This window comes from Moorella humiferrea (assembly GCF_039233145.1).
In the GTDB taxonomy this organism is placed as follows: Bacteria; Bacillota; DSM-521; order Neomoorellales; family Neomoorellaceae; genus Neomoorella; species Neomoorella humiferrea.
In genome coordinates this window covers 2,180,373-2,194,960 of sequence record NZ_CP136419.1, presented here as the reverse complement: position 1 = coordinate 2,194,960, position 14,588 = coordinate 2,180,373, and the positions used below count along the sequence as shown (strand labels likewise).

13 protein-coding genes and 1 riboswitch are annotated in these 14,588 nt (G+C 58.4%); of the genes, 12 read left to right on the top strand and 1 reads right to left on the bottom strand.

From position 1 onward, the window contains the following. Positions 1-71 precede the first annotated feature (71 nt). The 3 genes from MHFGQ_RS11325 (at position 72) to MHFGQ_RS11315 (ending at position 3,945) form a co-directional block, all read left to right on the top strand. A complete protein-coding gene (locus MHFGQ_RS11325; RefSeq protein ID WP_106006202.1) occupies positions 72-905 on the top strand; it encodes a Ku protein in 834 nt (277 codons plus the stop codon). Continuing rightward, positions 902-1,855 carry a non-homologous end-joining DNA ligase gene (gene ligD / locus MHFGQ_RS11320; protein ID WP_211292938.1) on the top strand — a complete coding sequence of 318 codons (954 nt, stop codon included), beginning with the start codon at positions 902-904 and terminating at the stop codon, positions 1,853-1,855. The genes MHFGQ_RS11325 and ligD overlap by 4 nt, the downstream gene beginning before the upstream one ends. Positions 1,856-1,938: 83 nt before the next feature. Further along, positions 1,939-3,945 (top strand): FAD-dependent oxidoreductase, encoded by a 2,007-nt coding sequence (locus MHFGQ_RS11315; protein WP_106006201.1) that lies wholly within the window; start codon positions 1,939-1,941, stop codon positions 3,943-3,945. Between the two features lie 60 nt (positions 3,946-4,005). On the opposite strand, the gene MHFGQ_RS11310 is transcribed toward MHFGQ_RS11315, so the two are convergent. Continuing rightward, entirely contained in the window at positions 4,006-4,998 is a 993-nt protein-coding gene (locus MHFGQ_RS11310) for a serine hydrolase (protein ID WP_106006200.1), read from the bottom strand. Positions 4,999-5,166: 168 nt separating this feature from the next. Next, positions 5,167-5,269: riboswitch (purine riboswitch) on the top strand. A 191-nt stretch (positions 5,270-5,460) separates the two neighbouring features. Here MHFGQ_RS11310 and purE point away from each other — a divergent pair. Genes purE through purN form a run of 9 tightly spaced genes read left to right on the top strand, consistent with a single transcriptional unit; the run spans position 5,461 to position 14,427 of the window. Then, entirely contained in the window at positions 5,461-5,985 is a 525-nt protein-coding gene (gene purE, locus MHFGQ_RS11305) for a 5-(carboxyamino)imidazole ribonucleotide mutase (RefSeq protein ID WP_106006199.1), read from the top strand. Continuing rightward, the gene (gene purB / locus MHFGQ_RS11300; protein WP_106006198.1) at positions 5,982-7,277 is read left to right on the top strand and encodes an adenylosuccinate lyase; all 1,296 of its coding nucleotides are present in this window, start codon (positions 5,982-5,984) and stop codon (positions 7,275-7,277) included. Before purE ends, purB begins: the two co-directional genes overlap by 4 nt. Positions 7,278-7,304: 27 nt before the next feature. Then, entirely contained in the window at positions 7,305-8,030 is a 726-nt protein-coding gene (gene purC, locus MHFGQ_RS11295; protein ID WP_106006197.1) for a phosphoribosylaminoimidazolesuccinocarboxamide synthase, read from the top strand. A gap of 27 nt (positions 8,031-8,057) precedes the next feature. Beyond that, positions 8,058-8,333: a phosphoribosylformylglycinamidine synthase subunit PurS gene (purS, locus tag MHFGQ_RS11290; protein WP_106006196.1), complete on the top strand. Its 276-nt coding sequence runs from the start codon at positions 8,058-8,060 to the stop codon at positions 8,331-8,333. Between the two features lie 60 nt (positions 8,334-8,393). Then, positions 8,394-9,104, top strand: coding sequence for a phosphoribosylformylglycinamidine synthase subunit PurQ (purQ, locus tag MHFGQ_RS11285; protein WP_106006195.1), 711 nt, complete (start codon positions 8,394-8,396; stop codon positions 9,102-9,104). Further along, the gene (gene purL, locus MHFGQ_RS11280; RefSeq protein ID WP_106006194.1) at positions 9,094-11,295 is read left to right on the top strand and encodes a phosphoribosylformylglycinamidine synthase subunit PurL; all 2,202 of its coding nucleotides are present in this window, start codon (positions 9,094-9,096) and stop codon (positions 11,293-11,295) included. The genes purQ and purL overlap by 11 nt, the downstream gene beginning before the upstream one ends. Beyond that, positions 11,259-12,716 (top strand): amidophosphoribosyltransferase, encoded by a 1,458-nt coding sequence (gene purF / locus MHFGQ_RS11275; RefSeq protein ID WP_106006193.1) that lies wholly within the window; start codon positions 11,259-11,261, stop codon positions 12,714-12,716. Before purL ends, purF begins: the two co-directional genes overlap by 37 nt. A gap of 28 nt (positions 12,717-12,744) precedes the next feature. Further along, the gene (gene purM, locus MHFGQ_RS11270; RefSeq protein WP_106006192.1) at positions 12,745-13,794 is read left to right on the top strand and encodes a phosphoribosylformylglycinamidine cyclo-ligase; all 1,050 of its coding nucleotides are present in this window, start codon (positions 12,745-12,747) and stop codon (positions 13,792-13,794) included. A 15-nt stretch (positions 13,795-13,809) separates the two neighbouring features. Continuing rightward, positions 13,810-14,427 carry a phosphoribosylglycinamide formyltransferase gene (gene purN / locus MHFGQ_RS11265; RefSeq protein WP_106006191.1) on the top strand — a complete coding sequence of 206 codons (618 nt, stop codon included), beginning with the start codon at positions 13,810-13,812 and terminating at the stop codon, positions 14,425-14,427. Positions 14,428-14,588 lie beyond the last annotated feature (161 nt).

The following is a 14,588-nucleotide window of genomic DNA, read 5'->3' as shown; positions in this document are numbered from 1 at the left end:
GCCCGGGGCGCCAAGGATGCTGGTGCCGGGAGCGGCCCGGGTTACCGCTGGACAACCTCGAGGTGAGAGCCGTGCGCCCCCTCTGGAAAGGCGCCATCAGCTTCGGCCTGGTCAACGTGCCGGTAAAACTATACAAAGCCACCGAAAGCAGCGATCTCAAATTCAACTACCTGCACGCCAGGTGCAGGACGCCCATCCAGTACCGCAAATACTGCCCCTACTGCCAGGTAGAGGTTCCCCCGGAGGAGATCGTCCGGGGCTACGAATACGAAAAGGGCAAGTATGTAATTTTGCAGGAGGAAGACCTGGAAGGAATTCCTCAAGAGGCGACCAGGAGTATTAACATCCTCGACTTTGTCGACCTGGAGGAGATTGACCCCATTTATTTTGACAGGGCTTATTACCTGGTACCAGGCGAGATGGGGCAGAAAGCCTATGCCCTGCTGCGGCAGGCCATGGAGGCTACAGGGAAAATTGCCATAGCCAGGGTAAGTTTAAGGACCAGGGAATCCCTGGCGGCGGTAAGGGTTTCCGGCAGGACCCTGGTAATGCACACCATGTTTTACCCCCGGGAGGTCAGGGCGGCAGAGCAACTGCCGGAATTAAACTTTGATGTCAAGCTCCATGAAAATGAGGTCAAAATGGCCGTCACCCTGATTAACAACCTGGCGGCCCGGTTTGAGCCGGAAAAATATACCGACGCCTACCGGCAGGCCCTCCTGGAGATTATCGAAGCTAAGGTCGCTGGTGAAGAGGTGGCGGTACCGGCGCGGCCCGCAGCAGGGAAAGTGGTCGATCTGATGGAGGCCCTGAAGGCCAGCATCGAACTGGCCAAAAAGGAAAAGGCCGCCGGTGCCGGGGATGAAGAAGCCAAGAAACCGCGCCGGCGGCGCAAGACCTCATGACGGGGGAGAATGGCGGCCGGCTTCCGGTATTTCAAATCAAGCCCATGCTGGCTGTGGCCGCCCGCCCCTTTGATTCCCCCGACTTTATTTATGAGGTGAAATGGGACGGTTACCGTTGCCTGGCTTACCTGGACCGGAAAACCATCCTCCAGTCCCGCAACCTCCTGGACATCACCCCGGCTTTTCCCGAACTGGCCGGCCTGCACCTGTGGGTCGGGATGCAGCCGGCGGTCCTGGACGGGGAGATAATTATCCCGGGAGAGGAAGGCCGGCCCTCCTTCAGCCGCCTCCAGGTCAGGGGGAGGATTACTGATCCTGTGAAGATCAGGCAGGCCGCTCGGCAAAACCCGGCCGTTTTTGTCGCCTTCGATCTCCTTTACTGCCGGGGCGAAAACATCATGCCCCGGCCTCTGTACTGGCGTAAAGTTTTGCTCCAGGAAGCTGTGCGGCCGGGGGACAACCTGGCCCTCTCCAGCTTTATTGAAACCTGCGGCATTACCTTTTTTGCGACCTGCACCAGGCAGGGCCTGGAGGGAGTTGTGGCCAAGGCCAAAGACAGCCCCTACCTTCCCGGACGGCGTTCCTCCCACTGGCGCAAATTCCGGCATACTCGCGCGGAGGAGTTTATCATCGTAGGGTACGAGCCCGGGAGCGGTGAGCGTATCTTAAGGGCCCTCATCCTGGGCGAGTACCGGCAGGGGCGGCTGGTCTACCGGGGCAAGGTGGGAACCGGCTTTGACCGGGAGGAAGAGAGGCGGTTGCTGGCGGAGCTAAAAAAACTCAAGGCTGTGCCGCCGCCCTTCGGAGAACCCGTACCAGGCCTGACCCGGCCCCGCTGGGTGGAACCGCGCCTTCTCTGCACCGTGGAGTACCTGGAGCAGACCCCGGACGGGTGCCTGCGCCATCCTGTTTACCGTGGCCTGCGGTGGGACAGGGAGCCGGGTGAATAGAAAAGAGGCGCTAATAAATGGCTGATATTGGTGCACAATAATTACCGTGAGTACTAATAACGGATAAAAGCAGGAGGTTAATTATTGTGGCAGCCTATACCAGACTTTTTGAACCCGTCAAGATAGGTAAGGTAGAAGTAAAGAATAAAATCGCTATGGCTCCCATGGGTGTCCTGGGCCTGGTAACCCCGGACGGCTGCTTCTCAGAACGGGCCATAGATTATTATATTGAACGGGCCAGGGGGGGCACCGGGTTAATCATCACCAGTGTGACCAAGGTTGAAAACGAGATTGAAGCGTTTAAGCCCGGGATGGTTCCCACCGTATCCGTAAACCCGCCCCACTTTATCGCTACGGCAGGCGAGCTGACGGAAAGGGTACACGCCTATGGAACCAGGATATTCCTGCAGCTGGGTATGGGTTTTGGCCGGGTGGCCTCGCCGGTTATGCTGGCGGGAGAACCTGTCGCCCCTTCAGCCATTCCTAATTTTTGGGAACCGGCTATAACCTGCCGGGAGCTGGCAACCCGGGAAGTCGAAACACTGGTTCGGAGGGCCGGCGAGGCGGCGGAAATAGCTGTAGAAGCCGGGTTTGACGGGGTAGAGATTCATGCCATGCATGAGGGCTATCTCCTCGACCAGTTCACCATCGCCCTGTTCAACCGCCGCACGGATAAATACGGCGGCGACTTGCGGGGCAGGCTCACTTTCCCCATCGAAATAGTGCAGGAGATTAAAAAGAGGGTGGGGAAAGAGTTCCCCGTCCTCCTCAGGTTCAGTATCAAGAATTTTATCAAGGACTGGCGCCAGGGGGGACTGCCCGGGGAAGTGTTTACCGAAAAAGGCCGCGACGTGGAAGAAGCGCTGGAGGCCGCCAGGATCCTGGAAGCAGCAGGTTACGACGGCTTTGACGCCGACGCCGGTTCCTATGACGCCTGGTACTGGGCCCACCCGCCCCTCTATCAAGAGCACGGCTGTTACCTGCCTTTAACCCAAAAGCTAAAAGAAGCGGTTAAGGTCCCGGTGATCGTCGCCGGCCGGATGGATGAGCCGGACCTGGCGGAACGTGCCCTGGTTGAAGGCAAGGCGGACATGATAGCCATCGGCCGGGGCCTGTTAACAGATGCTCAATGGGCCAGCAAAGCGATGACGGGAAGGGTTGACAGGATCCGGCCCTGCATTGGCTGCCATGACGGCTGCCTGGGGCGGGGTTTCCTGGGCCGGCCCCTATCCTGCGCCGTGAACCCTGCCTGCGGCCGGGAAAAAGAGTACGGCATCGAGCGGGCGAGTTCGGCCCGGAAGGTAATGATTATCGGCGGCGGCGTGGCCGGCATGGAGGCGGCCCGGGTGGCCGCCCTGAGGGGACACCAGGTAACCCTTTACGAAAAGAGCGATCAACTGGGCGGCCATGTAATCGCTGCCGCCGTGCCGGAATTCAAAAAAGACGACGCGCGCCTGTTGCAGTGGTATAAAACCGAACTGCGGGAACTTCAGGTCGAGATCAACCTGAACCGGGAAGTTACCCCGGAACTGGTCCTGGAGCAAAACCCCGACGCCGTTGTTGTGGCCACCGGCTCCAAACCGGCCATGCCCGACGTCCCCGGCATTGACAAAGAAAAAGTAGGCACGGCAACTGATATTCTTTTGGGCAAAAAGCAGGCCGGCGATAAGGTGGTGATCATCGGCGGCGGGCTGGCCGGGTGCGAAACCGCCCTCTGGCTGGCCCGGCAGGGCAAGCAGGTGACGATAATTGAGATCCTGGACGACCTGATGCGGGCCGGCATCCCCGTCCCGTATATGAACCGGATCATGCTCATAGAGATGCTCCGCTATCAAGGGGTGGAATGGCGAACCGGTACCAGCCTGCTAGAGGTAACTGACGCGGGCGTTATCCTGATTGACAGGTCCTTCCATAGAACAACCCTCCCTGCCGATACGGTAGTCGTGGCGGCAGGGTTTACGCCCGAGCAAGGACTTTACCGCGCCCTGATGGGCAAAATGCCTGGCCTTTATCTCATCGGCGACTCCCGGGAACCCCGGAACATTATGGGAGCCATCTGGGACGCCTACGAGGTGGCGCGGAACATATAGAACTGCGCTGCCAGTTAAAGCCCCCGGTTGCGCGTTAAAGCGCCGGCCGGGGGCTTTTGATCATAGGTTTTCCTGGTAGTCATACATCATTCTCGTGATGGTTGCTATATTGGCAAAGCCCTGGTCGGGATCGTCTACGCCTTGGGAAAGAACAGTGACGATAAAGGGCCGGGAACCGAAGACGACGCCGACATCATCCGGGCTGCCCCAGATAAACCCTTCCTTGTGGGCCACGGTAACGCCGTCGGGGATCTTTAAGGGTATGCCTTCATTGTAAATACCATTGGCCATGTCGTCCAGCAGCCGGCGGCCGTCGGGGTTAACTTTAGCAAAGTCCAAGGCGGCCTGGACATAGGTTGCCATATCCCGGGCCGTGCTTAAGTTCTGTCCGTTGGGGAATACGGTCTGTCCGCCCAGGCTCCGCATGAAAGCGGCAACGCTCTCCTTGCCTACAAAATTACGAAGCATGTTGTAGGCGATATTGTCGCTGGTGGTAATGGCCAGGGTGGTCAAGGTCCTTAGCGTCAGCCTGTCCCCGTCTTTGACGCTGAATTGCAGGATGCCGCTGCCGCCCTGGTAGTCGGTGGTGCTGTTGTAGGTCAGCTTTTGCTGCCAGTCCAGGTTGCCCTGAGCGACCAGGTGATTGATAAAAAGCACCGTAGGCAGTTTGACCGTGCTGGCCGCCGGCAGAGGCATATCGGCATTGATGCCGAAGGACTGGCCAGAAATGAGGTCTTTAAAATAAACGCCGTAGGTTCCCGCCTGTGTTGCCAGGAAGTCCTCGATTTGCTTTTTCAGGGAAGAATAATCAGGGGCATTGGCCGGAACACCATCGGGAATATACAGTTTCTGGCCTGGATAAATGGTATCGCCGCTTAAATTATTATTGTTTTTTATAATGTCTATGCTTGTACCAAAACGCCTGGCAATCTGCCACAGGCTGTCGCCGGGCTGCACCTGGTAGGTCATGGCCAGGGCTGCCAGGGGAAAGATGATGACCGCGACAAGGGCCAGAACGAGGAACAACAATTTTCGGTTATGACGACGGAACATCAAAGCACCTCCTGAGAATAAAAGAAATAACCACATCTATAATTAAATCATAAAAGTTACGGTGAAATATTAAGAAAGTATAAGTTTGACCGGCGTAATTTTTGCCGTTTGAGGAAAGTTTTGCGGCAGCCATTGACAGCCATTGCTCCATTTGGTATTATGGGGGCGAAAAGTGAATATGGTGGGGACTGTATAATTGGGGGAATAGGGCTCCCAAGTTTCTACCGGGCAACCGTAAATTGCCCTGGCTACAGCCTGAAAGTGTACCTCAGGGTTCCGCGCGAAAATTTCGCGGTCAGGTCCGAGTGGTACAGGCACTTTAGTGCTACACCGGAGGGATAAAAACCCAGGCGGGTAGGTTTCAGTGTTGCGCGACCTACCTCCTGGGTTCTTTAATTTAAACGGGAGGATAAAGGAAGTTGATAAAATGAATGCTAATTTTAAGGAGGGAGCGGTTTATACATGACGAAACCATTAGTTGGTATTGTAATGGGCAGCGATTCCGATCTGCCGGTGATGGCCCAGGCCGCAAATTTTTTGGAGCGCTTTCAGGTACCGTATGAAGTACGGATCCTGTCCGCCCACCGTTCACCCGATGCCGCCCTGGATTACGCCCGTAATGCCGCCGGTCGGGGTCTTAAAGTCATCATCGCCGGGGCCGGGGGTGCGGCCCACCTGGCCGGGGTCCTGGCCGCCGTGACGGTCCTCCCGGTAATCGGCGTTCCCATAAAGACGGCGTCACTAGGAGGGGTAGATTCCCTCTACGCCATGGTGCAGATGCCTAAAGGCATCCCGGTGGCTACGGTGGCCATCGACGGGGCGGCCAATGCCGCAATACTTGCGGCCCAGATCCTCGCCGTTCACGATCCAATACTTCAAGACCGCCTCAAGGCCTTTAAAGAAGAGCTGGCCCGGGAAGTGGCGGCCCGGGATGCTAGACTGGCGCAACTGGGTATTGAAGGATATCTACGGGAGGGGAAAAAATGATAGAACGCTATACCCTGCCGGAAATGGGAAAAATATGGGAAGCAGAGCATAAATTCCGGACCTGGCTGGCCATTGAGATCTACGCCTGCGAGGCCTGGGCCGAGCTGGGCCAGATTCCGCTGGCTGCCCTGGAAGAAATTAAAGCCAAGGCGGATTTTGACATTGACCGGATCAACGAAATCGAAGCCACCACCCGCCACGACGTCCTGGCCTTTCTCACGGCCGTAGCGGAAAAGGTGGGCGACGCCTCCAAGTATATTCACCTAGGCATGACTTCTTCGGACGTCCTGGATACCGCCCTGGCGGTGCAGATGCGGGACGCCGCCGATCTGCTTCTTAAGCGCTTACAGGATTTAAGGGCCGAACTGGTCAAAAAGGCCCGGGAACATAAATACACCATCATGATTGGCCGCACCCACGGCGTTCACGCGGAGCCCACTACCTTCGGCCTGAAAATGGCCCTCTGGGTCATGGAAGTGGACCGGCACATCAAGCGCCTGGAGGAGGCCCGGGAAATGATCGCCGTCGGCAAGATTTCCGGCGCGGTGGGCACCTTTGCCAACGTAAACCCCAGGGTAGAAGAACACGTCTGCCGGCGTTTGGGGCTTAAACCGGCTGAAGTATCTACCCAGATCATCCAGCGCGACCGCCACGCCCAGTTCCTCACCACTCTGGCCGTCATCGGCAGTTCCCTGGAGAAAATGGCTACGGAAATCCGGAATCTCCAGCGGACGGACATTCTCGAGGTGGAAGAACCCTTTGCCAAGGGGCAAAAGGGTTCCTCGGCCATGCCCCATAAGCGCAACCCCATCATGTGCGAGCGGGTGGCGGGCCTGGCCCGGGTTTTACGGGGCAATGCCCTGGCGGCCATGGAAAATGTCGCCCTCTGGCATGAACGGGACCTTACCCATTCCTCCGTGGAGCGGGTGATTATCCCCGACAGCACCATCCTCTTGGACTACATGCTGGTCAAATTCACCGAGATCATCGCCGGATTAAACGTCTATCCGGAAAACATGCGCCGCAACCTCGAGGCCACCCACGGCCTGGTCTTTTCCCAGCGGCTGCTCCTGGCATTGGTAAACAAGGGCGTTTTGCGGGAGACGGCCTATGCCTGGGTGCAGCGCAATGCCATGGAGGCCTGGCAAACCCGCCGGCCCTTTAAAGATCTCGTCTTAAAGGACAAGGATATTACGGCCCACCTGGATCCGAAGGAAATTGAGGCCCTGTTTGACTACGACTACCATCTGCGCCACGTGGATTACATCTTCCGCCGCGCTGGATTGGAGTAAATATAGTTAGCAAAGGAAGGGATTGCTATGACGGCTAAAGGCGAACTATTATATGAAGGCAAGGCCAAGAAGGTCTTCCGCACTGACGACCCCGACCGGTACCTGGTGGAATTTAAGGACGACGCTACTGCCTTCGACGGCCTGAAAAAAGGTACCATACGGCGCAAAGGCGAGATCAACGCCCGGCTATCGGCCCTGTTTTTCCAGATGCTTTCCCGCCGGGGCATTCCCACCCATTTTATTGAGCAGACAGGACCGCGGCAGCTCCTGGTAAGGGCGGTGGAGATCATCCCTGTGGAAGTGGTAGCCCGCAATATCGTCGCCGGCAGCCTGGCCAAGCGTTTGGGTCTGGAAGAGGGAACGGTCCTCAAACGCCCGGTCCTGGAGTTTTACTACAAATCCGATGAACTCCATGACCCCATGATTAATAACTACCACATTGCTGCCCTGGAGCTGGCCACCGAGGCCCAGATAAAAGAAATGGAAACTTATGCCTGGAAGGTTAATGAACTGCTGGTGGAATTCCTGCGGCCGGCCGACTTGGTCCTGGTGGACTTCAAGCTGGAGTTCGGCCTGCACCACGGCTCTATTCTCCTAGCCGATGAAATATCTCCAGACACCTGCCGCTTCTGGGACGGCACCAGCGGGGAAAAGCTGGACAAGGACCGCTTCCGCCGCGACCTGGGCGGCGTCGAGGACGCCTATGAAGAAGTGCTGCGGCGGGTAGAAAAACTTATCGGTGAAAATTTGTAAGAAACCTCGTGCAAAGGAGCCTGGTCCATGCTGCTGGCCAAAATTTACGTTACCTTAAAACCCGGCGTCCTGGACCCCCAGGGCGAGGCCGTCATGGGCGGCCTGAAGGCCATGGGGTATGAAGGGGTAACGGCGGTGCGTGTGGGCAAGTACCTGGAAGTACAGCTCGATATGAAGGACCGGCAGGAAGCCGGGCGGCAGGTGGAGGAGATGTGCCGGCGCCTCCTGGCCAACCCGGTGATTGAACAGTACCGCTATACCCTGGAAGAACCTGCCGCCCCCTTCACCAACGAGACGCCCTGACGCCCCCTGGGGGACAATTAAAATTTGCCTATGTACAATTCTATTTCCGGAGGAACAACCATGAAGTTCGGCGTCATCGTCTTTCCCGGCTCCAACTGCGACCAGGACGTCTACCACGCCCTGGGGAACGTCCTGGGCCAGCCGGTGGACTACCTCTGGCACGGTGATACAAGCGTTAGCGGTTACGACTGCCTGGTGCTGCCCGGCGGTTTTTCCTACGGCGATTACCTGCGGGCCGGGGCCATCGCCCGCTTCGCCCCCATTATGCCGGCCGTCATCGAATTTGCCCGTGCCGGCGGGTTGGTCCTCGGCATCTGCAACGGTTTTCAGATTCTCCTGGAGGCCGGTCTCCTGCCGGGGGCCATGCGGGTAAATGACTGCCTGCAATTCCGCTGCCAGTGGACGTATTTACGGGTAGAAAACAGCAAGACTCCCTTTACCAACCGCTTCCGCGAAGGCCAGGTCATCCGCATCCCCATTGCCCACGGCGAAGGCAACTATTATGCCGACGCCGCCACCCTGGCAGAACTGGAAGCCAACCGCCAGATTGTTTTCCGCTACTGCAATGAGTACGGAGAAGTGACACCGGCGGCCAATCCCAACGGTTCGGTGGGCAACATCGCCGGCATCATCAACCGCGAAGGTAACGTCCTGGGCATGATGCCCCATCCGGAACGATGCGCCGAAAGCATCCTGGGCGGCACCGACGGTAGGGAACTTTTTGCTTCCATAATCGATTGGTGGCAGGGGAGGGAACGCCTTGGAGCCTGAAGTATACCGCCAGATGGGCCTTACGGACGCAGAATTTGCGCGGATAAAAGAGATTCTGGGCCGGGAACCGAATTATGTGGAATTGGGTATGTTTGCCGTCATGTGGTCCGAGCACTGCGGCTATAAACACTCCCGTCCGGTTTTAAAACTCTTTCCCACCAGAGCTCCCTGGGTCCTTCAGGGGCCAGGGGAAAACGCCGGCATTATTGATATCGGCGATGGTCTGGCGGTGGTATTTAAAATCGAAAGCCACAACCATCCTTCGGCCATAGAGCCGTTCCAGGGAGCGGCCACCGGGGTGGGGGGCATCGTCCGCGACATCTTTGCCATGGGCGCCCGCCCCATTGCTGTCTTGGATTCCCTCCGCTTCGGCCCCCTGGACAACCCGCGCAATCGTTACCTCATGAACGGCGTGGTGAGAGGCATCGCTTTTTATGGCAACTGTTTGGGACTGCCCACGGTAGGCGGGGAAGTTTATTTCGAACCTTCCTACAGCGGCAATCCTCTGGTCAACGCCATGGCCGTCGGCCTTATCGAACAAAAAGACATCCGCCGCGGCCGCGCCGCCGGGGTGGGCAATGCCGTCATGCTGGTGGGCGCTCGTACCGGCCGCGACGGCATCCACGGGGCCACTTTCGCCTCGGAGGAACTTACGCAAGAATCTGAGGAACGGCGACCATCGGTTCAGGTGGGCGATCCCTTCCGGGAAAAACTCCTCATTGAAGCCTGCCTGGAAATAATTAAAGAAGATTTAATCATCGGCATGCAGGATATGGGAGCGGCCGGCATCACCAGTTCCTCCAGCGAAATGGCGGCCCGAGCCGGGACGGGAATGGAAATCGACGTTGCCCTCGTCCCTCGCCGGGAAGAAGGCATGACCCCTTATGAAGTGATGCTTTCGGAATCCCAGGAACGCATGCTCTTGGTGCCCAAAAAGGGAGCTGAAGAAAGGGTAAAGGCCATCTGCCGGCGCTGGGGCCTGGAAGCGGTGGTCATCGGCCGCGTTACCGATGACGGCATCATGCGTATCAGGGACGGCAGCCGGGTGGTGGCGGAAGTACCGGCCCGGGCCTTAACGGAGGAGTGCCCGGTCTACCAGGTGGAACGGCGCCGGCCGGATTACCTCGATAAGCTGCAGAATATGGATCTGAGCCGCCTGCCGGAGCCGGCGGATTACGGAGAAACCCTTTTAAAACTTTTGGCCGCCCCTAACATAGCCAGCAAGGAATGGGTCTATCGCCAGTACGATTATATGGTGCGTACGGACACGGTGGCAGGACCCGGCGGCGATGCTGCGATCTTAAGGGTCAAAGGCACCGCCAAAGGGCTGGCCCTGACGGTGGACGGCAATGGCCGTTATTGCTACCTGGATCCGGAAACGGGGGGAGCCATTGCCGTAGCCGAGGCGGCGCGGAATCTTTCCTGCGTCGGCGCCCTTCCCCTGGGCCTTACCGACTGCTTAAACTTCGGCAACCCTGAAAAGCCGGAAGTCGCCTGGCAGTTCTACCAAACCGTTGTAGGCATGAGCCGGGCCTGTGAGGTTTTGCAGACGCCGGTTACCGGCGGCAACGTTAGTTTTTATAACGAAACCGAGGGCGAGGCCGTCTATCCCACCCCTGTGGTTGGTATGGTAGGTCTGTTAACCGATTTGGAAAAGCGCTGCTCCTGCGGCTGGCTCCGGGAAGGGGACGTCTTGATCCTTTTGGGGGAAACCTTGGCGGAGCTGGGAGGCAGCGAATATCTGGCCGTGGTCCATGGAAGGGTCGCCGGCAGGCCGCCGCGCCTTAATCTCGAGAGGGAAGCAGCCGTGCAGGAAGTGGTGCGGGAAGGCATTGCCGCCGGTCTGGTTGGGGCCGCCCATGACTGCGCCGAAGGAGGATTGGCCGTTACCCTGGCCGAAAGCGCTATGGCCGGCAGGACGGGTGCCGTAATTGAACTTCAAGGCCATCTTCGGCCGGATTATCTCCTTTTCAGCGAAAGCCAGTCGCGGGTGGTGCTGGCGGTCCGGCCGGAGGCCTTAGACGGGATAATGGCTTTGGCCCGGGAGAAGGGAGTGCCGGCGGCGGTTATCGGCCGCACCGGCGGCTACTCCCTCAAGGTAAAGGTAAACGGTCGAACTCTGTTTAATCTCGGCCTGGAGGAGATGGAGAAGCAATGGCGGGAGAGCCTTCCGGCATTAATGGCGAGATAGAAGTACGTAGTCTTTTCCGGTGGCGGTCGTCCTGGCACGAAGAGTGCGGTATTTTCGGCGTTTACGCACCCGGCAAGGATGTAGCCCGCTTGGTCTATTACGGCCTTTTCGCCCTGCAGCACCGGGGCCAGGAAAGTGCCGGTATTGCCGTGTCCGACGGCCACCATATCGCCGTCCACAAAGGCATGGGATTGGTGGCGGAGGTCTTTAACCAGGACAACCTGCGGGCCTTAAAGGGGAATATAGCCATCGGCCATGTGCGTTATTCCACCACCGGGGCCAGTTCCCTGGTCAATGCCCAACCCCTGGTCTTCCGCTACCTGAAGGGAATGTTGGCCATTGCCCATAACGGCAACCTGACCAACGCCGGTCCTCTGCGGCAGGAGCTGGGGGCCAGGGGGTCTATCTTTCAATCTTCCACCGACAGTGAAGTTATCGTCAACCTCATTGCCCGTTATAGCCAGGAGTCCATTGAGGAAGCCCTGCTTCGCTGCCAGAACGACCTAGAAGGCGCCTATTCCCTGGTGGTGATGACGGACGACAGGCTCATCGGGGTGCGCGATCCCTTCGGTGTCCGTCCCCTATGCCTGGGCAAAATGGGGGAAGCCTGGGTGCTGGCCTCGGAGTCCTGTGCCCTGGATACCATAGGTGCAGAATTCTGCCGCGACGTCGAACCGGGGGAGATTCTGATCATCGACGGCGGGGGAGTACGCTCCCTTAAAGGCAGGCGGGCTTCCCACAGCGCCCACTGCATCTTTGAACACGTGTATTTCGCCCGGCCCGACAGCGTTTTAGACGGCCGGGCCGTCAACCTGGTGCGGCGGGAAATGGGTCGTATTCTAGCCCGCGAATACCGGGTGGCGGCCGACATAGTGATCCCTGTGCCGGATTCCGGCACCGCCGCCGCTGCCGGTTATGCCGAGGCCGCCGGTTTACCCTTCGTCGAAGGCTTAATGAAAAATCGTTACGTGGGCCGCACTTTCATCCAGCCTACTCAGGAAATGCGGGACCTGGGCGTACGCCTCAAGCTCAATCCCATTAAATCCATCCTCAAGGACAAAAGGGTAATCATCATTGATGATTCCATTGTCCGGGGCACCACCAGCCGCCGCATTGTGGCGATGCTGCGCCAGGCCGGGGTGCGGGAAGTCCACCTTATGTCGGCCTCGCCGCCGGTCTTATACCCGTGCTACTACGGCATTGACACCAGCGCCAGGGGCGAGCTCATTGCCGCCCAGTATTCCCTTGAGGACATCAGGCGGTACATCGGGGCCGACAGCCTTTATTATTTGAGCCTGGAGGGATTGTTTCAGTCGGTGGGCGGCAATGGGGAAAATTTCTGTGCCGCCTGCTTTTCCGGGGACTATCCTATCCCCATACCGCCTCCGGAGGAAGCGACCAAATACAGCCTGGAGGGGTAGGGGTGAAGGTTTAACAGGAGGGGACATTATGGCAGCTGGCGATGGCCTGACCTACGCCGCCGCGGGAGTAGATATAACGGCGGGCAACCGCGCCGTAGAGTTGATGCGGGAGCACGTCCGCCGCACCTTCCGCCCCGAAGTCCTGGGGGATGTGGGCGGCTTCGGCGGCCTCTTTGCCCTGGAACCAGCGCGTTACCGGCAACCGGTGCTGGTGGCGGGAACGGACGGCGTGGGGACAAAGCTGAAAATTGCCTTCATGATGAACCGCCATGATACCGTCGGCATCGATGCCGTGGCCATGTGCGTGAACGACATCTTAGTCCAGGGAGCAGAGCCCCTCTTTTTCCTGGATTACCTGGCGGTGGGTAAAATGGTGCCAGAAAAGGTGGCCCAGATCGTCGCCGGGGTGGCCGCAGGTTGCCGCCAGGCCGGGTGCGCTTTAATCGGCGGCGAGACGGCGGAAATGCCGGGCTTTTACCCCGAGGATGAATACGATCTGGCCGGTTTCGCCGTGGGCATCGTCGAGCGGGAGGAGATTTTAGACGGCAGTCGTTTGCAACCCGGCCAAGTGGTCCTGGGCCTGGCCTCCAGCGGCCTGCACTCCAATGGTTTCTCCCTGGTCCGCCGGGCGCTCCTTGTCGAAGGAGGTTATGACCTCGAGACGGAGCTGCCGGAGGTGGGCCCCCTGGGGGAAGAACTCCTTAAGCCGACGCGCATCTATGTAGCTTCACTGTTACCTTTAATCAGAGAGGGTTTAATACAAGGCTTGGCCCACATCACCGGCGGCGGATTGGTGGAAAACCCGCCCCGCATCCTACCGGAAGGCTTAAATATGCGCCTGGACCGGCGCGCCTGGGAAGTTCCGCCCATCTTTAACATCATCCAAAAGGTCGGTAAGGTACCGGAGGCGGAGATGTACCGCACCTTCAATATGGGCCTGGGCATGCTGGTGGTGGTCGATGCCGGGGACGCCGACCGGGTAAAGGGCAGCCTGGAGGCCGCCGGGGAAAGGGTTTTTGTTATCGGCGAAATAACACCCGGTAGGGGAGAAGTGGAGTTTGTTCCGGAATTGAAGTAAACACTAGGGGAGATAATGGTGGTCAGAACATTACCCATCGGCATTCTGGTATCCGGCCGCGGTAGTAATATGGAAGCCATTGCCGACGCCATAGCCTGCGGTCGCGTTCCCGCCCGTATTCAGGTGGTGGTCAGCGACAGGCGGGAAGCCCGGGCCTTGGAACTGGCCCGTCGGCGGGGGCTCAAGGCCTTGTACCTTGCGCCCGGGGATTACCCATCACGGCAGGCCTACGATCGGGCCCTGGCGGAGACTTTAAAAAAGGAAGGGGTGGAGCTTGTAGTCCTGGCCGGTTTTATGCGGCTCCTAGGCCGGGATTTCCTCGACCAGTTTCCTAATGCCGTCATCAACATCCATCCCTCATTGCTGCCAGCCTTTCCCGGCCTCAACGCCCAGCGCCAGGCCTGGGAATACGGCGTAAAATTTTCCGGCTGCACCGTGCACTTTGTCGATGCCGGTATGGACACGGGACCCATTATCGCCCAGGCGGTGGTACCGGTAAAGGACGAAGACACCCCGGAAACCTTGGCGGCCCGCATTTTGGTAGAAGAACACCGCCTTTACCCCGAAGTCATAAAATGGCTGGCCGAAGGCAGGGTGACCCTCCATGGCCGGCGGGTGTCACTAAAAATTTAAAGAGGTCCCAGGGGGGCTGGTGTTCCCGCCGGGGGTCAAAGAAAATTTGCCGTGAAGTTGGGCGGAAATATGTCCCGGAGCCGCGAATAGTGGAGCGAAGGTCAAAAGGACAGGCGAGGTGAGGCAACCGCTACCGGAGCCGAGGACGCCTGAGCGTACTT